This is a genomic window from Nitrospira marina (assembly GCF_059568365.1).
This window is the reverse complement of the sequence record NZ_JCANTH010000001.1, coordinates 3,224,023-3,241,250: the sequence shown is the minus strand read 5'-3', so window position 1 is coordinate 3,241,250 and position 17,228 is coordinate 3,224,023. Positions and strand designations below refer to the sequence as shown.

Below are 17,228 nucleotides of genomic sequence, written 5' to 3'. Positions count from 1 at the left end.
ACTCAGCAAAGAAAATGCCAGATCATGTTCCTTCCCTGAGAGCCAGTTCTGAGTGAGACTTAAACAATTGTTTTTGGGAAAAAGTGGAAAAAAGCTACAGTATGATAAAGGGAAATAGTCCCAAAAAAGGGCATGTGGGGATGAAGTGAACGGGCCCTATATTTTCCTTTCATAAAAATTCAAAATTCTGGAGACAAAAATTTTTGTTGAAAAAGATACAACTTGGCAGGATTCCTGCGAGGACCAGAATGTACCGTTATGAAAAAAGGTCTGGTGGGAAATATCCTATGACCAAGATTGAGGAGATCAGACGATGAAAATTCTGTGTGCGGTTGATGGCTCGGAGTTTTCTCTCTGGGCCCTGGAATGTATAGGCAAGCTGTTTCGCCATTCGGTAAAAGAGTTGGTGCTATTGCACGCGGTTGATCCACGGATCTTGAGAGGTGGTGGGGGAAAGCGACCCAAAAAACATGAGTCAGATACCAAAGATATTTCTAGGAAACTAGAGGCAGCGGGTCAGAAGGTCTTGACGGGTTGTGCCCACCGAATCGATTTGGCATTAAGCCAGGCCACCACGAAACCCTTCGCGGCGATTAAGACGGCCTTGGTGAAAGGGCAGGTGGCTGATTCGATTATTACCTATGCCGAGCGAAGCCTCCCTGATTTGGTGGTTGTGGGATCACGCGGAATGAACGATCTCCCGGGATATTTGCTTGGAAGTATTTCAAGGACGATTCTGACCCATGGTCCTTGCTCCGTCCTGACGGTCAAGAGTCCGCTCGACGTTCCGGCTTCCGTCCTACTCGCCTTGGATGGGTCCAAGCCATCCAAGTTCGCGGCAAATAAGGTGAAAGAATGGTTGTCTCCTGAAGAGGTGACCCTTCATCTGGTGTCGGTTGTGCCCGATATCTTGACGGATGCGTCCAAGAAGATACTCCCGAAATCACGGCTGAAGACCCTGGTGGCTCCTCTTCGGAAGCATGCTCAGGAATCCCTTGAGCAATATCGAGAATTGTTTCTCAAAGAAGGGTTTCAAGTGGTGGGAGAACGTCTTCAGGGGAATCCACGGGAGAAAATCGTCGAGACGGTGCCAGCCTGTCACGCTCAATTGGTGATCATGGGATCCAAGGGTCTGACGGGTGTTGAACGGTTTACCATGGGAAGTGTCTCGGAATGGGTGAGCGCCTATGCGCCTTCGTCCGTGCTGGTCGTCCGGCATTAACCACAATCGCATGAACGCCGAATGTTTTGTCTGCCTTCATAGATGACCATCTGATGAAGCTCGGACCTTACACGACATAAAGGAAATAAAGGAGGGATATTGTTGAACAGAAGAAAGACAGGTTATTCGCATGTGAGCTCGGTGAAACCAAGAGGGTGGTGGATCGGATGGCAGATGGGATTCGTCTTCATCGGATTGCTGATGGCCAACGGAGCCTATGGGGAGCATCTGGATGTGGCCGATGGCCTCACAGACACCTCCTCGGACTGTCATGGGGCATTCCTCGGAAAACAGGTTCCGGGAGAGACGCTGACCCGGATGTTTGCCGCACATGCCCGATGGCTCGCCGATCATCAAGACCCGAAAGGCGTGCAGGCTGTTTTATGCGGGGCCGATCTGGCCGGGGTCGATTTTCGGGAAAAAGATTTGAGCGGGGCCAATTTTCAAGGGGCCAACCTGACGCGGGCCGTATTCACCACGGCCAAGTTAGTCCATGTGAACTTTCAAAAAGCTATTCTCACCGAAGCCTCTTTCTACTCGGTTGATATGCGCGGAGCCAAAGTCTCCGGTGCGAGGGCCCGGTTGGCGGATTTTCGAAAAGCCGATTTGACCCAGGCCAATTTCACAGGAGCCGATTTGCGAGAAGCGAATCTCGCAGAGTCCCGTTTCCGCCTGGGTGTTTTACGAGGCGCTGATTTGGAGGAGGCCTATCTGGTCAGGGCGGATTTCGAAATGGCCAATTTGGCGGAGGCGTCTCTTATTCGAGCCGATGGTCGAGAAGCCAATTTTCACCGAGCCTTACTCGCCAATGTCAAACTTTTGGATGCGGATTTAAACCGAAGCAACTTGCAAGAAGCCGATCTTCGCTCGGCCGATTTGTCCGGGGCGGATTTGGGATTAGCCAATCTGAATGAGGCTGTGCTGACGCAGGCCAATCTCCGCGAAGCGAATTTGGACAGGGCCGTCCTGTTTCAGGCCAATCTCGAAGGAGCCAATTGCGCCGGGGCAAGTTTTCAAAATGCCGACTTGCTTGAGGCGAATTTAGCGAGTAGCAATCTCTTGCGGGCGACATTGGATGAAGCCTATATGGCGAAGGCAAATCTGCAGAAGGCAAATCTGGAAGGCGCCGATGTCTCGTGGGCGAATCTGGTTGAAGCAGATCTTTCGCAGAGCAATCTGGAATTTGCCGTGTTGTTCCGTACCAATCTGCAAGAGGCAAAACTAGATGGGGCGAGGTTTTACGGGGCCGATCTTCGGGGAGCGAATCTCGAAAAAGCCTCTTTTCAGGGCACGCGTTTGGAGGGTGTGGCCATTCGGTATGCCCAAGGTTTAAACCAGGCACAACTGAATCAGGCTTGTGTTGATGCACGAACCCGGTTGCCGGAAGGATTGCTGGCACCATCTGCGTGCCTGCGCTGAGCAGGAAAATTTGGACCTCACAAAACGGTGAAGGTGGTTCAAGGAACATGCGCAATATCTCATTCACAAGTATAGAGTGTGAATCCATGCCACCACACACGGAGTGTCGGAATGTTCACCCTATTTGAGCCGGGAGGCATGCGGATTCCCTATGTGCCGGGTTCGTTCCGGCAGAGAAATGTCGAGAAAATTTCCAAGGCCTCTCCATCCCGCCAGGTGAAGGTTGGACATGAAGATCCTCCCTCGGTTTCCCAGAAGAATGCCGGCCCATCTTCCTTGCCGGCCCGTTTGTATGAACAGGTTGACTCGCTCACGCAATCTTCTCGAGCAAAGATTCTTGCCAGGGACATCATGTCCTCCCCTGTCGTCACGCTTCCTGTGACGTCCTCACTTGCCCAAGCCTGGGCTGTGGTTCATTCCAGGCGTTTTCGACACATTCCTATTCTGGGCGTAGAGGACGTCGTGGTTGGAATGTTGTCCGATCGGGATCTGTTCCGGGGAACCATAGAGTCGATTCTTACAGGGACAACGGAGTTTAATACACCAGCGGGGGGTTCTATCCAAGGTCTGGTCAGTCGCCCGGTGTTAGTCGCGTCCCCGGAGGCCGAGCTTTGCGCACTGGCGAGAGTGTTGTTGGAGGAACACATTGGCGCATTGCCGATTGTGTCTGAATCCGTGGGCTTAGTGGGCATGATTACCAGAAGTGATATTCTGCGTGCCCTGGTCGCCCATCCTGACTTTGACCAATGGGTATAAGCGAAAGAGATTCTCGGCCCAATGGTGAGGGAGCGGGCAATTCCTCACGTATCCTTTTGCCGAGTTAAAGGAGAAAACGCATGCTAAACCAAGGAGAGAAACTGTTAATCGTCCATCGCCGACTATTTGAAAAAGATACCCCCCGGTTTTTTGTGGGAGAGGTGATGATCTATGAAGCCGGGATCGTCAAAGTGAAAGGGTATACGTTTGTCAAAGATATGTTTAGCGGAAACATGCAAAAGAAGTCCGATCTACGCACAAAGGTCATGTCGATTGTCTCAGGGACCCTTATTGTGTATCAACTACCGGTGACGGCTCTCTTGGATTCGATGAGATTTAGTCTGGATCAGGATGGAGGGTTGGTGCTCACGGATGAGGGAGGATTTTCGATGGATGTGTCGGAATCCCTCTATAAACACGAAACGCATCAATAACAACACGTCCTTGTTTTTTTCTTTGCCAAGGCTTGCCACTTCCTCCTTTTTTTTGTCTAAGCGTTCAGTCTCCTATGGCCAACCCATGGTCTATGCAAGGATTTGGATGTGTGGGAGTTTCTGCCCTTTAGGGAGAGAATGGCCATTTCGAAAAGAGTCAGTGGGAAGAAAATGTCGTGAATGTTCAGGAGGGATTGGCGACCCCGTCAAAGGTGCTACGAAATTGGTCGGGGGTCATATTTAGGGTTTCCGCATACTGCGAAACGGTCTCCATGTTTGCTAAATCTTCCGGTTCCAATCGGGCCATATAGGCACGGGCAATCTTATAGGATTCCGAATCCACGTCGACCATGCGCACGCGGGTGCGGCCGGTGGCGGAGTCCACGATGTCGCTAAACGGCAGGGGGGTAAAGCGTCCGTTCACGATAGACACCATGGCGCCATTTTCTCCATCCAGAAGAAATTGGGCGGCGCAATACCCCAAGTCCCGTGTGTATTCCATGTCGAACGGAATCGGGTCGGCGCAGCGAAGTTCATAGCCGATATTTTTAGACACGATGGTGATCTTGATGCCAGAGTGTTTCAGCTTTTGAGTGACGGTTTCCTTCAAGACTTTTCCGATATCCAGTTCCGCCAGCCGGATATTGCCATGTTCATCTCGTTCAACTCCGCCTAAGAGTGCGAGGTCGTCCTGATCCAAAAACTCCGATAGTCCTTCAGCCAGCACCGCCACGCCATCCGATCGGCCTTGGACCAGACGTTTGGCCATGGCACCCACCAGAATGTTGGTTAAGTGCCCAAGCTTGAGTGTGGTCCCCTTGAATTCCTCAGGAATCAGGGTGAGGGTCGCCCCTGCCGCTTTACCGATGCCTAGGGCCAGGTGTCCGGCCTTTCGCCCCATGGTGACCACAAAATACCATCGGGATGTGGTATGGGCGTCAATCATGAGATTTTTGACCAGTTCGACTCCCATGTGTCGGGCCGTTTGAAAACCAAAGGTTGGCATGCCGTGGGGAAGGCATAAATCGTTATCAATCGTTTTGGGAACGTGAACAACGTGCAATTGCCCATTGGCCAGTTCCGCCAGTTTTAATGCGGAAAAGGCCGTATCATCTCCGCCAATGGTGATAAGGCCGGTTACATCCAGTTTTTGCAGGGAGGTCAACGTGGTAGATAAATCTTGACCGCGTTTGGTCGGATTGGCTCGAGATGTGCCCAATAACGAGCCACCACGGAAGTGCAAGTGGCTGACCGTTTCGCGGGTGAGAGCTTGAGTGTGGGAAAGGTCGCTTTTCATCAACCATTGGAATCCATCTTCAATCCCAATCACTTCCACCCCACAGAGACGGCTCCGAATCGTGGCGGCTTCAATGACACTATTAATGCCGGGAGCAGGTCCGCCCCCGACTAGAATGGCGAATTTAGGGGATGGGGAATCCATGGTGTCGTTTCTCGCACTTAAGATTATAGCAGACCATCATAGGGAGAGCCCGTTCGAGTAATCAAGCCGGAGCGTGTGAAGTCGGTTCACGAATCAAGAGCACGGAACAGGGGGAGTGGTGAATGGTCGCATGAGACACACTCCCGTGTGCCAGTCGTTGAAGCGGTGAACGACCGGGAGGACCCATGAGGACTAATTGGGGTTGAAGACGTGAGATCTGCCGTTGAATGACTGAGGAAGGAGCCCCTGGTTCGACTATTCTCTCTATGGAATACCCCAGGCCTGAAAGTTTGTCCGTGACGTCTTTCGTTAAACGGGCTCCTCCATTCCGGAGCTCCTTCTTCCAGGAATCAGGTAAGAGTGCGCCAATTGGGAGAAGAGGCTGGGCAAAAGGGATGACATGCAGCACGGAAACATGAATAGTGCCTCGAAAAGGCTTCTGGGATAGAAACTCAATGGCCCATTCGGCATCAAGAGGATGTTCGATGAGAAGAAGAATATTGTTGAAGGGGACAACGGGAGCCTTGACGAGAAATATGTGGCAAGATGCGTGGGTTGCGATCCGGTGCGAGACGCTTCCGATCAGGTGTTCCTTAATGGTCCCGAGCCCACGCGAACCCATGATGATGAGGTCAACCGATTCGTGTCCGGCCATCGCGAGAATGACCGATGCGGGAATCCCAATTTCAAGATGTTGAGAGACCTTCCCGCACTTCGGTGGCAAGAGGGAGGCGGCTTTTTCGAGGATTCGAGCGCCTTCTTCCCGCAACGCCTTTTCTGCGGCTCCGGAAAAATTATGACCAATACTCATCCCTGTACCTGGATAGGCGAGTTGGGGTATGGAAATGGTGTGGAGCAGCATTACGCGTTCTGGAGGAGACAAAGCCTGTAAGCTTCGAACAGCCTCCTCTGCTTGTGACGAATCATCCACAGGAATCAAAATAGTTTTGGATTTCACTGGCGCGGAGGAAGTTTTCATGTATTGTTTTATGGGGACCCCACCAGACTATGGGATGAGGCTCCGTGTAATCTGGTAGAAGAATCTGTTGCAATATCCTGGCATGGTTTAGGGGAGGCTTTCATGGGTGGTGATACCTGTTGGTCTTCAATCTGGGGAGCCAATGGCAATCGAGCCCCAACCGCGTCAAAGGATCATGCATATGGAGTATCTCAATGTGGTGGACCAGCGTTCGTCTATGATTGATGATCGTGACCGGTCTAAATAAAATGTCGCCAATCAAATGGTTCATCAAGCGTGTGGCGACTAAAAATAGAGGGCATGAATATTGAGCCGGCGGCCATACCAGCACGTTCAACGCAAATGGCGAAATATTCGTTTACTAAAATGAGTCCCCCCCCTACGATTCAGAATAAATGTCGTTGAATTTCGCATCGTGGACAAATGACTCTCTGCGCAGAACATTTCAGAATTCATCATTATCTTGGTGTTGTCCGTGCCAGGGAGCTTGATTATAAGTTGAAAATCCGCTTCTTTACGATCTGTGGGATGAGGGATTCGCCTGTTCATGAACTGTTGGACTAGAGTGTGAAAGCGGATGCTCAGGTTTTTGGAGTGGGCATGTATTAATTCTCAACGCTTGCCACGCCGGACAGTATCCTATAATGCCGGTCAACAAGGCGATAAGGCCGACAATTATAAGGATGAGATCGGCCCACCCCGGCAAGAAGGAAAATCCTGACAAGGCAAGAAGGAAAAACCCTACCCCGACGCGAATCACTCGTTCATGGTGTCCGATGTTACGATACTTTTTCATATCACACCTCTTCAGATGGGAAAAGCCAATTTGGTAGGTCACTTAGTCTAAGTCGCCACTGGCAACTCGTACTGCGCCCAGTACCTGGTTGGCATTGAAAGGACGTCCGATAATTTGAATGGCACCCAGTTGACTGGCTTCTGGAGAGAGGCTTTGGTTAGATTGCCCTCCCAATACCACCACCTTTCCTGAGAATCCCTTTTCGCGGAGTTGACGCAAAATTTCCAGACCGCTGGGCTGGGTCAAATATAAATCCACTACGACCAGGGAAGGGTTATGACTTATTACGGATTCAATAATATTTTCCCCCTCTTCTAGCAAAAGAAAAGGATCGCCCTTCTCCATTAAAGTCCGCTGTAAGTTTTTTCGTAAGATGGGGTCGATGGTGGCAATGAGTAACATAAGAAGAGCTATCCGTTATGGAAATATTGTACAATCTGGAAACATCAAAACCTGTGCCAAAATGCCAGAAAGAGATGACTTTGATTTTTTAGGAAAGAAAATCTTCCAACCTGGGAAAGTGGCGCAAAAATCCTCATTTCAACTTAGGAGAGGTGTTGCGCCTGTCCTCAGTTTTACCAGGTTTAGAGCCTCACATTTAGGGATATTTCATTTTAAATATTTGTCATACCCAATCAATTCATTTGACGACAAATATGAGAATCCTGGTGGGGTAGGGAAGTATGTGGGTCTGAGGGGCTGTCAGAAACGTGTCGTCATAATTTTCAAAAGGAGTCATAAGTTAATGAGGGCGTTATTAATGTTCCTTTGCTTCTTGGGATGTTCGGGAATCGGATGGGCCAAAGACATTGAATTGGTTACCCTGGGGGTGAGAGGTGGCATGAACTTTAAAGATGCCGGTTTGCAGCCTGGCGAAAAAGAAGATTTTGAACAATTTGACGTCTTTGGGATCCTGGGGCTTCCCTGGAGGTGGGAGGGTGCGTCCGGATGGGAGGTGCGTTCGCAAGTATGGGGATCTGCTGGTGCATTGAGGGGAGCCGGGGATCTCGGTTTTATCACCACGCTTACCCCGGGTTTAGCTTTAAAAATTCCAAAATGGTGGTTGATAATTGATGGCGGAGTCGGAGGAGCGCTCATCAGCAAGTGGAAGTTTGGCCGCCAAGATATCGGTGGTCCGTTTCAATTCATTGCACACGTTGGTGTGGGTGTTCAGCTCCCCAAAAATATGATTGTGGGCTGGAGATTCCATCACATGTCTGATGCGACAATATATGGGGAAAGTCGTGGTGTAGACTTGCACATGCTTGAACTGAGTTACGCATTCTGAAGAAGTTCATGGTCTTCGCATATGGCTCTTTCACCAAGCATTGATGAAGAGAACGACGTGTGGTCCCTTTCCCCATGCATGACGTCCTCTTTGTCTTGACTTGTTCTAGAGATGGAAAAAACGGGTGGGTTAGTGGTCGGAAAGGCGCTGCCTTCTTGGAACCGAAACAGCCTTCAACCTGGCCGCCTTTCGAGGAGGATGTAGCCTCCTCGATGCTTGAAAAATTAACTCCCCCGGCTGCTAACCTCCATAGACATTAATCAAATGGTTATCAATCAGGTGATTCAATAGGTCTGTGCGGGAGATCATACCCAGAAGCTTACCATCACGTACGACGGGAATCCGGATAATCTGATGCTTGATCATGTGTTGGACAATTTCCTCTGCTGTTGCGGTTTCATCAACTGTCACCGGGTTCATGGTCATGACGTCTTCGGCCTTTAGCCCGTGCAAATCCTTCCCATCGACCAGGGCTTTCAGCACATCAAATTCGGTGACCATTCCTACCAGATGGTTGCCCGGTTCAATGACAGGTACTCCGCTAAACGTGCCGGAATGGATGAGGATCGAGAGGTCACGAGCACTATACTGACGGGTGACCGCGACCATACGTGTTTGCATAAGATCACGGGCCTTAATCTGAAGATTCGGTGTAGCCATGAAACCTCCTAAAAGATGAATAAAAATTCCTATAAGGCGATCCTGGATAGGATCATGTGGACGTGTATATTAAAACTCGCACAGTAGTTCTAGCAAAACATCGGGTCGTACGATTTCCGGATTCTTCTCGCTATTCTCGATGTCACCATCTTCTCTCTGCTATTTGTGAATGGATCGGACGCGAGGGATGACTATACAAAATGGCGAGGCCTGAGGTCTCATGCCGAGAGGTATTTTTACTCTGGCAAAAGGATAGGTAGAAATTCAGCGGAAAAGCCTCTAACCCAATCAGGGTTTACCCGGAACGGGCTAAGTCCATTAGGGCGTTCAGTAGGTTAGAAACCATGATTCCTGAATGATTAATTGGTAAGCTGGGTTTGGTGTTTTGAAGGTTTAACGGGATCTGGCAGAATGGAGATGATTTGACTAAAAAACCGGTACCCCTTGAAAAACGTGAGACTACATTTTCAAAAAAGAAGTCCATATGAGTGAGATACCCCATTTTAAAGGGGTGGCGCCCTCCTAAGCCGGGGGAATACATATGTCTGTTATCATTCAGCCATTCGAACCAGGAACCTTGCATGCCAAGGTGCAAGCCAGAACCGCTCACGCCCTGCACCGAGGCGCGATTCATAGGATTCCCACCCGTTTCGAGTTGGTGGAACAAGCCGGGGTCAATTTTCTCATTCGAATGGTCTCCAATCTGGTCAGGAAGTCTCAGGCAAACGTCGATCAACGGCATCTTTCCAAGTCTGCTAATATGGATCAGGACCCCTTTCTGCCTTATGATCCGGATTTGTTTGTGGTGGACATTTCCGATACCCATGTGTGTTTATTGAATAAATTTAACGTTCTGGATCATCACATCCTCATGGTGACGCGATCGTTTCAGGAACAGGAATCCTTCCTCACACTGAGTGATATCGAAGCCGTGTTAATGTGTTTGACCGAATTCGAAGGATTGGCCTTTTATAACGCGGGGGAAGCTGCTGGCGCGAGTCAACGCCATAAGCATTTGCAAATGGTCCCTCTTCCCTTGACGGCTGAAATGTCACATCTTCCCATTGAACCCCTTTTGGATAGAGCCCGATTCGGGGGGACGATTGGGAGAGCTACCGGGCTTCCTTTTCCCCATGTTTTGGTCCGGATGAACCCGGAATGGATTGCTTCTCCCTTGAAAGGAGCACAAGAGTTGCTGAATCAATATCTGCGTATGTTGCAGATTCTCGGCTTGGCGGACAGTGGAACGAGAGAGGAAACCAGGAGCCCTGGTCCTTACAATTTATTGGTCACACGACAGTGGATGTTTGTGGTGCCACGGTCCACCGAGTGTTTTGAAGGCATTTCCGTGAATGCCCTGGGGTTTGCCGGAGGCTTTTTGGTGAAGAATCAGACTCAGCTTGATCGATTGAAAATCTGTGGACCAATGACCGCACTTCGTCACGTGGCCTTGTGCTAGGAGAATTTTTCCATATTTCCCTCCTGCGCTTTCATGAGTATACTGAAAGCCTAGTTTGTGGGATGTGAGTGCCTGTTGTCTCTAATACTCAAATCGAGAGGGAAGAAAACACTATGGATCTTCAAATTGACAGTCGAAATGTGACAATGACTCCACGGTGGAAAACGGAGATTGAAAGTCGGATGGCCGATCTCCAGGCCGGTCATGAGGATCTGATCCACGGGCGGGTGACGCTCACAAAAAATGCCCATCACAAAAAATCCCAAAATGTGGCAGAAGCCCTGGTGGTTGTCACGATGCCTGGCCGTCATACCCTCACAGCGAGAAAAGAGGAAAAGACGTTTGAAGAGGCGATCCGTGCGGCGTTTTTTGCCATGGCCATCGAGGTGAAGAAGTTTCGGGACAAACGGGCCTCCAAAGAAATACGGGTTCCCCCTATTCCGTTACGCGGAGTGATCTCTAAATTGTTTCCCAAGGAAGGATATGGTTTCCTTCTCCAGGACGGTGGAGGTGAGGTCTACTTTCACAAAAATGCGGTACACGGAATGAAATTCGAGGAACTTGAGGATGGGGTGGAGGTTTCCTTCAATGTGGAAGATGGGGAGAAGGGGCCACAGGCAACCACGGTTAATCCACTTCCCAGTGTCCCGGGAGCCGTCGATAAAGCTGCCTTCTCCTGAAGCGGCTTGACCAAGAAACTCCAGGGATTTCTGAAAAATTTTCCTCCTTTTGAGGAAAAGCTTGGTGTTTGGCAGGGGCAGGAACAATTTGCTCCCGGATCGAGGCAGCCATCAGGTAGCCGGATCACACCAAAGCCCGAGGCTGTGTGGAGCCGTCGGGCTTTGATGTTTTTCTGCCGCGCGCCTTTAAGGGGTACGCTTTTGTAAAATCGGATTTCGAGGACTTTGTATTATCGGACTTCGAGGACTTTGTATTATCGGGCTTAGGGGCGCCTGTCTATTCACCGTCGGATTTAATGTTTTTGGTCTTTCAACGTTCGTGGGACATCCCGGTGAGTTCTGTCCAATAACACAATCTCGTGAGGGATTTACAGTCTGAGTGTCGATCCTTCGTTGGAGCAAATCATTGGGGTTTAGGAAAAATATCATCAAGAAGTGATCCAGTGAGGCCGCCTCACCGGAAGTCACACCTCCGGCTCCGGGACCCAGCACATACCCTTTGACCAATAACTTTTGCACAGCTGCTGCACAATCCAACCCTATATTGATTTCCACATCGACGGTCGATGACATATTATCAACCACAAAAGTATTTGTTGCACTCTCGACGCAATCCAAAAGAACAACATTCCGATCGAAAAAGGGGATCTTCTGGGCCTTAGATACTCCCCCGGTTAGAAAAACTATCGTCAGACCTCCAAGTAACAGCGCTATTCCAAAAATGATCTTATTTGGTGAAATGTGCCTCATTTGGGTCCTCCGTCTGTGTAATTGTAAGAGCTATGCCGAGACCATTCCTTAACCTTTTTCGCTTCCTGCCTGTGATTGAGAATTGTTCTTCTTTGTTTTGAGCCCTCGTTCCAGTTAGTGGATGTGTTGCGAATACAACCTCCGGCTCAAACGTGGATAAGGTTTGGATAAAACCGTGGAGTCCCTCCTTTGATGAAGTTGAATAAAAAATGGCCTTTGAGGCTTTCAAATTCCTCAAAGGCCCTCCATTGCCTTAGCCTAATGTGCTCAACCACCTATCAACTGATCTTATGATAGGCAAGTGAAATTTTTACCACAATTTGAATGAGAATGTCCCGCCCTTGTGGGCTTACGGCGTGCCGGCAGCGACAGTCTCGGAGTCATGCTCCATAAAATCTGACCCGAGGCTGAAATACCGGCCTGATATTCACCGGGGTATCGGGATCACCATGGGTCGTGGTGATGACAATAGTGAAGGAAAACTCTCAGGTTGGTTGGGAGAGGAAAGCGCAGAAGGTCAGGAGAGCAATCATCTGGCAGATGTCTCCGGTTTGCTAAGGGGGGAGCGTTTCAGGGTATGAGGTTCCTTCCGGATCAGGCTTCAACCAAAGAAATTTCAAAATGTCTTTCAAGATAACAATTCCGACGAGACGATTCTTGTCCATGACGATGAGCCTGCTGTTTCCGGTCCGGTTCATCATTGAGAGTGCTGGCATGATTGTGTGGTCATAAAGCATTGGACCGGTAGTCTTTTTAAAACCTGGCTGACGAGCAGCCGTTCATCTGTGGCATCGGGAGGCTCCTTGTCCATATGAGCCACTCCATCAAAAATCCATAGCGTAACTCGTGTCCCCACATCAACGCGCATGAAATTCAGATCGGTCGTTTGGTGCGCGTCAAATTTCGTGTGGCGCCGTTCGGTGAGGCTCGTTGAACCCTGCCCGATTCTGTTTCCTTACCGTGGCTCATTTTTTAATTTTTGTACCATTGTTTGAAGGGTAAGTGCATTGATCGGGGCATACCCGTCCTGGTCATTGTCGAAATAGCAGTAGACGTTCTTGCCTGATTGTGCCCACGTGTGACATTTGTTGGCCCAAAGCCGAAGGGTTTGGGAACGATATTTTCCTTGATAGGCTTCGCCGGGGCCATGAAGCCTGATATACACAAAATCCGTGGTGACGATTTCCGGTGCCCAGCGCCCGGCCAGATGATACAGGCAAAAGGCAGCATGATATTTGGTGAGCAGGTCGTAGACGGGTTGGGCAAACCAGCTTTCGTCACGAAATTCGAAAGCATACCGGAATGTTTTTGGTAGGGCCATCAAGAATTCTTCCAGCCTGAGCAGGTTCATCCTCCAACGTGGCGGCAACTGAAACAGAATCGGTCCCGGTTTGTGGCCCAGCACGGTGATGGTCTCAAAGAATCGTGCAATACTGCGTTCCGGATCTTTCAGCTTTTTCATGTGCGTGATGAACCGGCTCCCCTTACAGGTGAACAGGAAGTTGTCGGGTATTTCTTTCTCCCACTCTCTCAGGGTGGGAAGGGCAGGAAGATGATAAAACGTGTTGTTGATTTCAACAGTGCTGAACTGGCGGGCATAAAACGGGAGAAACTCTTCACTGGCCATCCCTGATGGATAAAATGGTCCCACCCAATGAGGATAATGCCATCCGGAAGTCCCAATATGGATTCTGCCGATCTTATTCATGGGTATTCATGTCATGCTGGAAGGACATGTCATAGGCATCTGTTGAGGTTGATAAGAGTTCTTATCCCGTTCACCAGATCGCGGATGCGGATTATGGGTAATGAGCTTGAGGGTATGCAAGAAAGACATGCTGGAAAAATGACGGAGCGTTCAAAAAGGGTCGTCCAGTCCTGCCCTGAGTCATGCCGAAGGGAAGGCCGTAGCCGCTTGGGCAAGCGGAGCATACGGAGGAGTACGTGAGCACGGTCAAGGGGCGACCTAACCTGCACGCTTGCACGTCGAAGCGTGCTTCAGCGCGTAGACCCGAAGCCGCTTTCAGCCTTCGTAGCTGCTTCGGCGAAGGCAGGAAACCCTGATGGCAGTTTTTTTAATACTCCCACGATCTAATTATCGGGGTGTTCCAGGGCCCTGCAGGGGCCAAGAACCGTCATGATGATTATGCCCTGTCGAAGATCCGCTTTATTGCGTAAACGAAGCTGGCTGGCGGTCCGGGGTTTCGAAGGGGTCGTTGGTCTGAATTGCTGCACGGGTTTTTTGGGTTTTGTCAGGGACGTTTTCGTGGTGTCAGCCGCCTCACGGCCACCCTGGTCATGAGCATCATTGGATGGAGGAAAAAGATCCTTAAGATTCTTGAAGGCGATGTCTCGCCGTATTCGCTCATTCAGCCATCGAATGGCCAGGGCGAGCCCGGACAAAAAAAGCAGGACAGCGAAAAACACCAATGATTCCATGCTCATTATCCCCTCATTTTTTCGTTGGTCCCGAGGATTCTTCCTCCGTTCCGGCAATGGCGTCCCGCATGGCCGTATCGGCTTGCACATTTTTCATCCGATAATAATCCATGATTCCTAAATTTCCCTGACGAAAGGCTTCGGCCATGGCCCTGGGGACTTCTGCCTCGGCCTCGACGACACGGGCCCGCATTTCCTGTTCCAAGGCGACCGCCATCGCCCGCCGTTCTTCCGCTTTGGCCTGGGCAATTTGTTTGTCTGCATTGGCCTGGTCGATTTGCAGTTTCGCGCCAATATTTTCACCGACGTCTACATCCGCAATATCAATGGACAAAATTTCGAATGCGGTGCCGGCATCGAGCCCCTTCCCTAAAATATTTTTTGAAATGTAATCCGGGTTCTCCAGAACATCCTTGTGAGAGCCGGAAGATCCGATCGTGCTGACCATGCCTTCTCCCACCCGGGCAATGACGGTCTCTTCACCCGCTCCGCCGACCAGCCGGTCAATATTGGCTCGAACGGTCACCCGTGAAACAGCAATAAGCTGGATGCCATCTTTGGCGACTGCGGTGATACGGGGGGTCTCGATGACTTTCGGAATGACCGACATTTTGACGGCCTCCAAGACGTCCCGGCCGGCCAGGTCAATGGCGGCGGCGCGTTTAAACGTCATAGGAATATTGGCTTTGTCTGCCGAGATCATGGCATTGACGACCTTGACCACATTCCCCCCTGCCAGAAAGTGGGCTTCCAAATCGTTCACGGGAATTTCGAGCCCGGCCTTCACCGCGCTGATTCTGGCGTTGATCACGGTCACCGGGGGAACCCGCCGCAACCGCATGCCAATTAGTGTAAAGAGTCCAACATAGGCGTTTGAAGCCCATGCGGCGATCCACAAAGGGATCGGAATGACATAGAGAAGGCCAAACAAGAGCGCCAGGACCATGACCAGGAGTCCAAGAGAACCGAATGCCTGTGTTTCAATCTCCATTATGCGAGGTCCTTTTCTGATTGTGAAAATTCGTCAAAGAAGAAAACATGGGAGCCGTGCACAGAAATGATTTTCCGATTGGTGAATTTTCCAGGACTTCATGGATGAGACTTCAAACAGCCTTGACAGAGAACCAATGTTAAGTATAACAACAATGGTCAAGGTTTTGGTGCAGTTTTTTGGCCTTCTTCCTTGGATCCCTCTAGATTCGTATGCGGTTCCAATTAAATGAAAAACAACAGACGTCAGGTGGATTGATTATGGGGAGATCTTCATTAGGACCCTCATTCCTTTTGACCATTATCAAAAAGCCTTATCCCTGAAAGGGAATCTATGAACAAAAGAGAATGCTACGCCATGGTATTCGCGACTGCCAGTCTTGGGTTGTTGTGGTTATATTTAGCGCTGATCATGTTCTTAGGCCAGTCTATAGGCGGGAAGGGCATAGGGCTGGGCCTGATAGGCCTCTCCCTTCCATTTGCTGTTGGCGTGTTTTTCATTGTAATTCGAACAATCATGGTTCGCGGGCTAGTCTCTGCAAAGCAGCTTGTAAACCTTTCGTTAGTAGTGTGTGTATCATTGGGTAGCCTCTTCATTTTGGACATTATCTATGCTATCCACCTCAAGTCCCAGTCCATCGGAAAACCTCGTCTGGAGGAAACGAGACGATTTGATTCGGCGATGACCTGGCCGGAGTTGTATCCTCCTCTCTACTATCCCACGGAACGCAATTTCCGATTGCATAAAGCCAATATTTCGGTCAGTGGGGAACATTATGGGCTTATGTATAGTCCCGAATTGATGCAATCGCCGACTCTTGCCAAATCTGTATTCGAACTCCAACAATTTTCTTGTATTATCGACCAGCACGGATTTCGCAATACTATATCATTGGACCAAGCTGACATTTTTACGCTTGGAGATTCTTTTACCTTCGGATGGGCCATTGATTCCGCACGCTCCTGGGTTGGAATTCTCGAAGATGCCATACATCGGCCGATTTACAATCTGGGAATACTTGATTCCTCCCCAAAACAAGAACTCGAACTACTAAAATACATGATAAGAACTTCGGGAAAATCAATGCAAATACGCACGCTGCTCTGGATGATCTACGAGGGAAACGATCTTGAAGATAGCACAAGAGATAAAGGTTGGACTAAGCCCACTAGTCCCAATAATATGAAGCAATTGATGGAGGGAACCGTCCTTCAAAGTTTGTATCAAATTCCTTTTCTCATTAAAGAGCAAGCGATGATCACGAAAATACGAAATAAAGACGTTGTTTTTCGGTTTCCAAGTTTGCAAAAAAATGGGTCTAATCCGAATGTTATTGACGGAATACAATCGTGGTATCCACTTTATCATTCTCCTACCCTCGGACCGCGTTTGTTTATTCCAGAATATATCGATAGGGCAGGGAAACCATCCTCTTATGTTTTAAATCACAACAACAGACCAGGTTTGGATAAAGTTTTTGAAGAAATGGCACAGTTGGGAAAAGAATTTTCTTTCAAAGTCATTGTGGTCATTGCTCCGACGGCTGTAAGGCTTCACGGACGTTTTTATGAAAACTTCCCGCCAATATCCGACAATCCTCATTTTATCGATTACATTTCCACGCTGTCCGAGCAGAAGGGATTTAGAACGCTCAATTTGCTCCCATTTCTTTCGACCTATGGAGACAAGGAACTCTTATATTTACGAGACGATGATCATTGGAACAAAAAGGGCCATGCCGTAGCTGCAGAGATCATATTCCGAGAAATATTTCAGCAGGAAGCTGAAAAATAGGAACAATGACGGTTTTTTCTTGGAAATAGAAAGATAGATGGAACAAGAAGGCTTAAATAAACTTGAAACGGTCACGGGGCGATACGAAAGAAGAAGTCACGAGTGTGGAGGATCACAGCA

The 17,228-nt window shown here is 49.4% G+C and carries 17 protein-coding genes; 8 read left to right on the top strand and 9 right to left on the bottom strand.

What is annotated here, in order from left to right:
- The first annotated feature begins 313 nt into the window (after positions 1–313).
- From LX98_RS13810 to LX98_RS13795, 4 genes are all read left to right on the top strand, one after another.
- Positions 314–1,222, top strand: coding sequence for a universal stress protein (locus LX98_RS13810; RefSeq protein ID WP_496429451.1), 909 nt, complete (start codon positions 314–316; stop codon positions 1,220–1,222).
- A 174-nt stretch (positions 1,223–1,396) separates the two neighbouring features.
- Positions 1,397–2,641 (top strand): pentapeptide repeat-containing protein, encoded by a 1,245-nt coding sequence (locus LX98_RS13805; RefSeq protein ID WP_496429450.1) that lies wholly within the window; start codon positions 1,397–1,399, stop codon positions 2,639–2,641.
- Positions 2,642–2,752: 111 nt separating this feature from the next.
- A complete protein-coding gene (locus LX98_RS13800) occupies positions 2,753–3,397 on the top strand; it encodes a CBS domain-containing protein (RefSeq protein ID WP_496429449.1) in 645 nt (214 codons plus the stop codon).
- 80 nt (positions 3,398–3,477) lie between these two features.
- Positions 3,478–3,831, top strand: a complete 354-nt coding sequence (locus LX98_RS13795; RefSeq protein WP_496429448.1) for a hypothetical protein — start codon at positions 3,478–3,480, stop codon at positions 3,829–3,831.
- A 184-nt stretch (positions 3,832–4,015) separates the two neighbouring features.
- Here LX98_RS13795 and pfp read toward each other — a convergent pair whose 3' ends face one another.
- From pfp to LX98_RS13775, 4 genes are all read right to left on the bottom strand, one after another.
- Positions 4,016–5,272, bottom strand: coding sequence for a diphosphate--fructose-6-phosphate 1-phosphotransferase (gene pfp, locus LX98_RS13790; RefSeq protein ID WP_496429447.1), 1,257 nt, complete (start codon positions 5,270–5,272; stop codon positions 4,016–4,018).
- Positions 5,273–5,333: 61 nt separating this feature from the next.
- Positions 5,334–6,251 carry a universal stress protein gene (locus LX98_RS13785; RefSeq protein WP_496429446.1) on the bottom strand — a complete coding sequence of 306 codons (918 nt, stop codon included), beginning with the start codon at positions 6,249–6,251 and terminating at the stop codon, positions 5,334–5,336.
- Between the two features lie 514 nt (positions 6,252–6,765).
- Positions 6,766–7,047: a YgaP-like transmembrane domain gene (locus LX98_RS13780; protein ID WP_496429445.1), complete on the bottom strand. Its 282-nt coding sequence runs from the start codon at positions 7,045–7,047 to the stop codon at positions 6,766–6,768.
- A 42-nt stretch (positions 7,048–7,089) separates the two neighbouring features.
- Complete coding sequence (locus LX98_RS13775; RefSeq protein ID WP_496429444.1) at positions 7,090–7,449, bottom strand: response regulator; 360 nt, start codon at positions 7,447–7,449, stop codon at positions 7,090–7,092.
- On the opposite strand from LX98_RS13775, the gene LX98_RS13770 reads away from it, so the two are divergent.
- Positions 7,439–8,335 carry an acyloxyacyl hydrolase gene (locus tag LX98_RS13770; protein WP_496429443.1) on the top strand — a complete coding sequence of 299 codons (897 nt, stop codon included), beginning with the start codon at positions 7,439–7,441 and terminating at the stop codon, positions 8,333–8,335. The genes LX98_RS13775 and LX98_RS13770 overlap by 11 nt on opposite strands.
- Positions 8,336–8,575: 240 nt before the next feature.
- Here LX98_RS13770 and LX98_RS13765 read toward each other — a convergent pair whose 3' ends face one another.
- Positions 8,576–8,995, bottom strand: coding sequence for a CBS domain-containing protein (locus tag LX98_RS13765; RefSeq protein ID WP_496429442.1), 420 nt, complete (start codon positions 8,993–8,995; stop codon positions 8,576–8,578).
- Between the two features lie 541 nt (positions 8,996–9,536).
- Between LX98_RS13765 and LX98_RS13760 the strand changes: the two genes are divergently transcribed.
- Both LX98_RS13760 and LX98_RS13755 read left to right on the top strand, forming a co-directional pair.
- Positions 9,537–10,454, top strand: a complete 918-nt coding sequence (locus LX98_RS13760) for an ATP adenylyltransferase family protein (RefSeq protein ID WP_496429441.1) — start codon at positions 9,537–9,539, stop codon at positions 10,452–10,454.
- A 113-nt stretch (positions 10,455–10,567) separates the two neighbouring features.
- Positions 10,568–11,134 carry a cold shock domain-containing protein gene (locus LX98_RS13755; RefSeq protein WP_312646921.1) on the top strand — a complete coding sequence of 189 codons (567 nt, stop codon included), beginning with the start codon at positions 10,568–10,570 and terminating at the stop codon, positions 11,132–11,134.
- Positions 11,135–12,438: 1,304 nt separating this feature from the next.
- Here the strand turns inward: LX98_RS13755 and LX98_RS13750 are convergent.
- The 4 genes from LX98_RS13750 to floA form a co-directional block, all read right to left on the bottom strand.
- Positions 12,439–12,600, bottom strand: coding sequence for a CBS domain-containing protein (locus LX98_RS13750; RefSeq protein ID WP_496429440.1), 162 nt, complete (start codon positions 12,598–12,600; stop codon positions 12,439–12,441).
- 239 nt (positions 12,601–12,839) lie between these two features.
- On the bottom strand, positions 12,840–13,592 hold the full coding sequence (locus LX98_RS13745) for a DUF72 domain-containing protein (RefSeq protein ID WP_496429439.1): 753 nt from the start codon (positions 13,590–13,592) through the stop codon (positions 12,840–12,842).
- Between the two features lie 383 nt (positions 13,593–13,975).
- A complete protein-coding gene (locus tag LX98_RS13740) occupies positions 13,976–14,329 on the bottom strand; it encodes a hypothetical protein (protein ID WP_496429438.1) in 354 nt (117 codons plus the stop codon).
- Positions 14,330–14,336: 7 nt separating this feature from the next.
- Complete coding sequence (floA, locus tag LX98_RS13735) at positions 14,337–15,314, bottom strand: flotillin-like protein FloA (protein WP_496429437.1); 978 nt, start codon at positions 15,312–15,314, stop codon at positions 14,337–14,339.
- Positions 15,315–15,647: 333 nt separating this feature from the next.
- Between floA and LX98_RS13730 the strand changes: the two genes are divergently transcribed.
- Positions 15,648–17,108, top strand: coding sequence for a hypothetical protein (locus LX98_RS13730; protein ID WP_496429436.1), 1,461 nt, complete (start codon positions 15,648–15,650; stop codon positions 17,106–17,108).
- Positions 17,109–17,228: the final 120 nt, after the last annotated feature.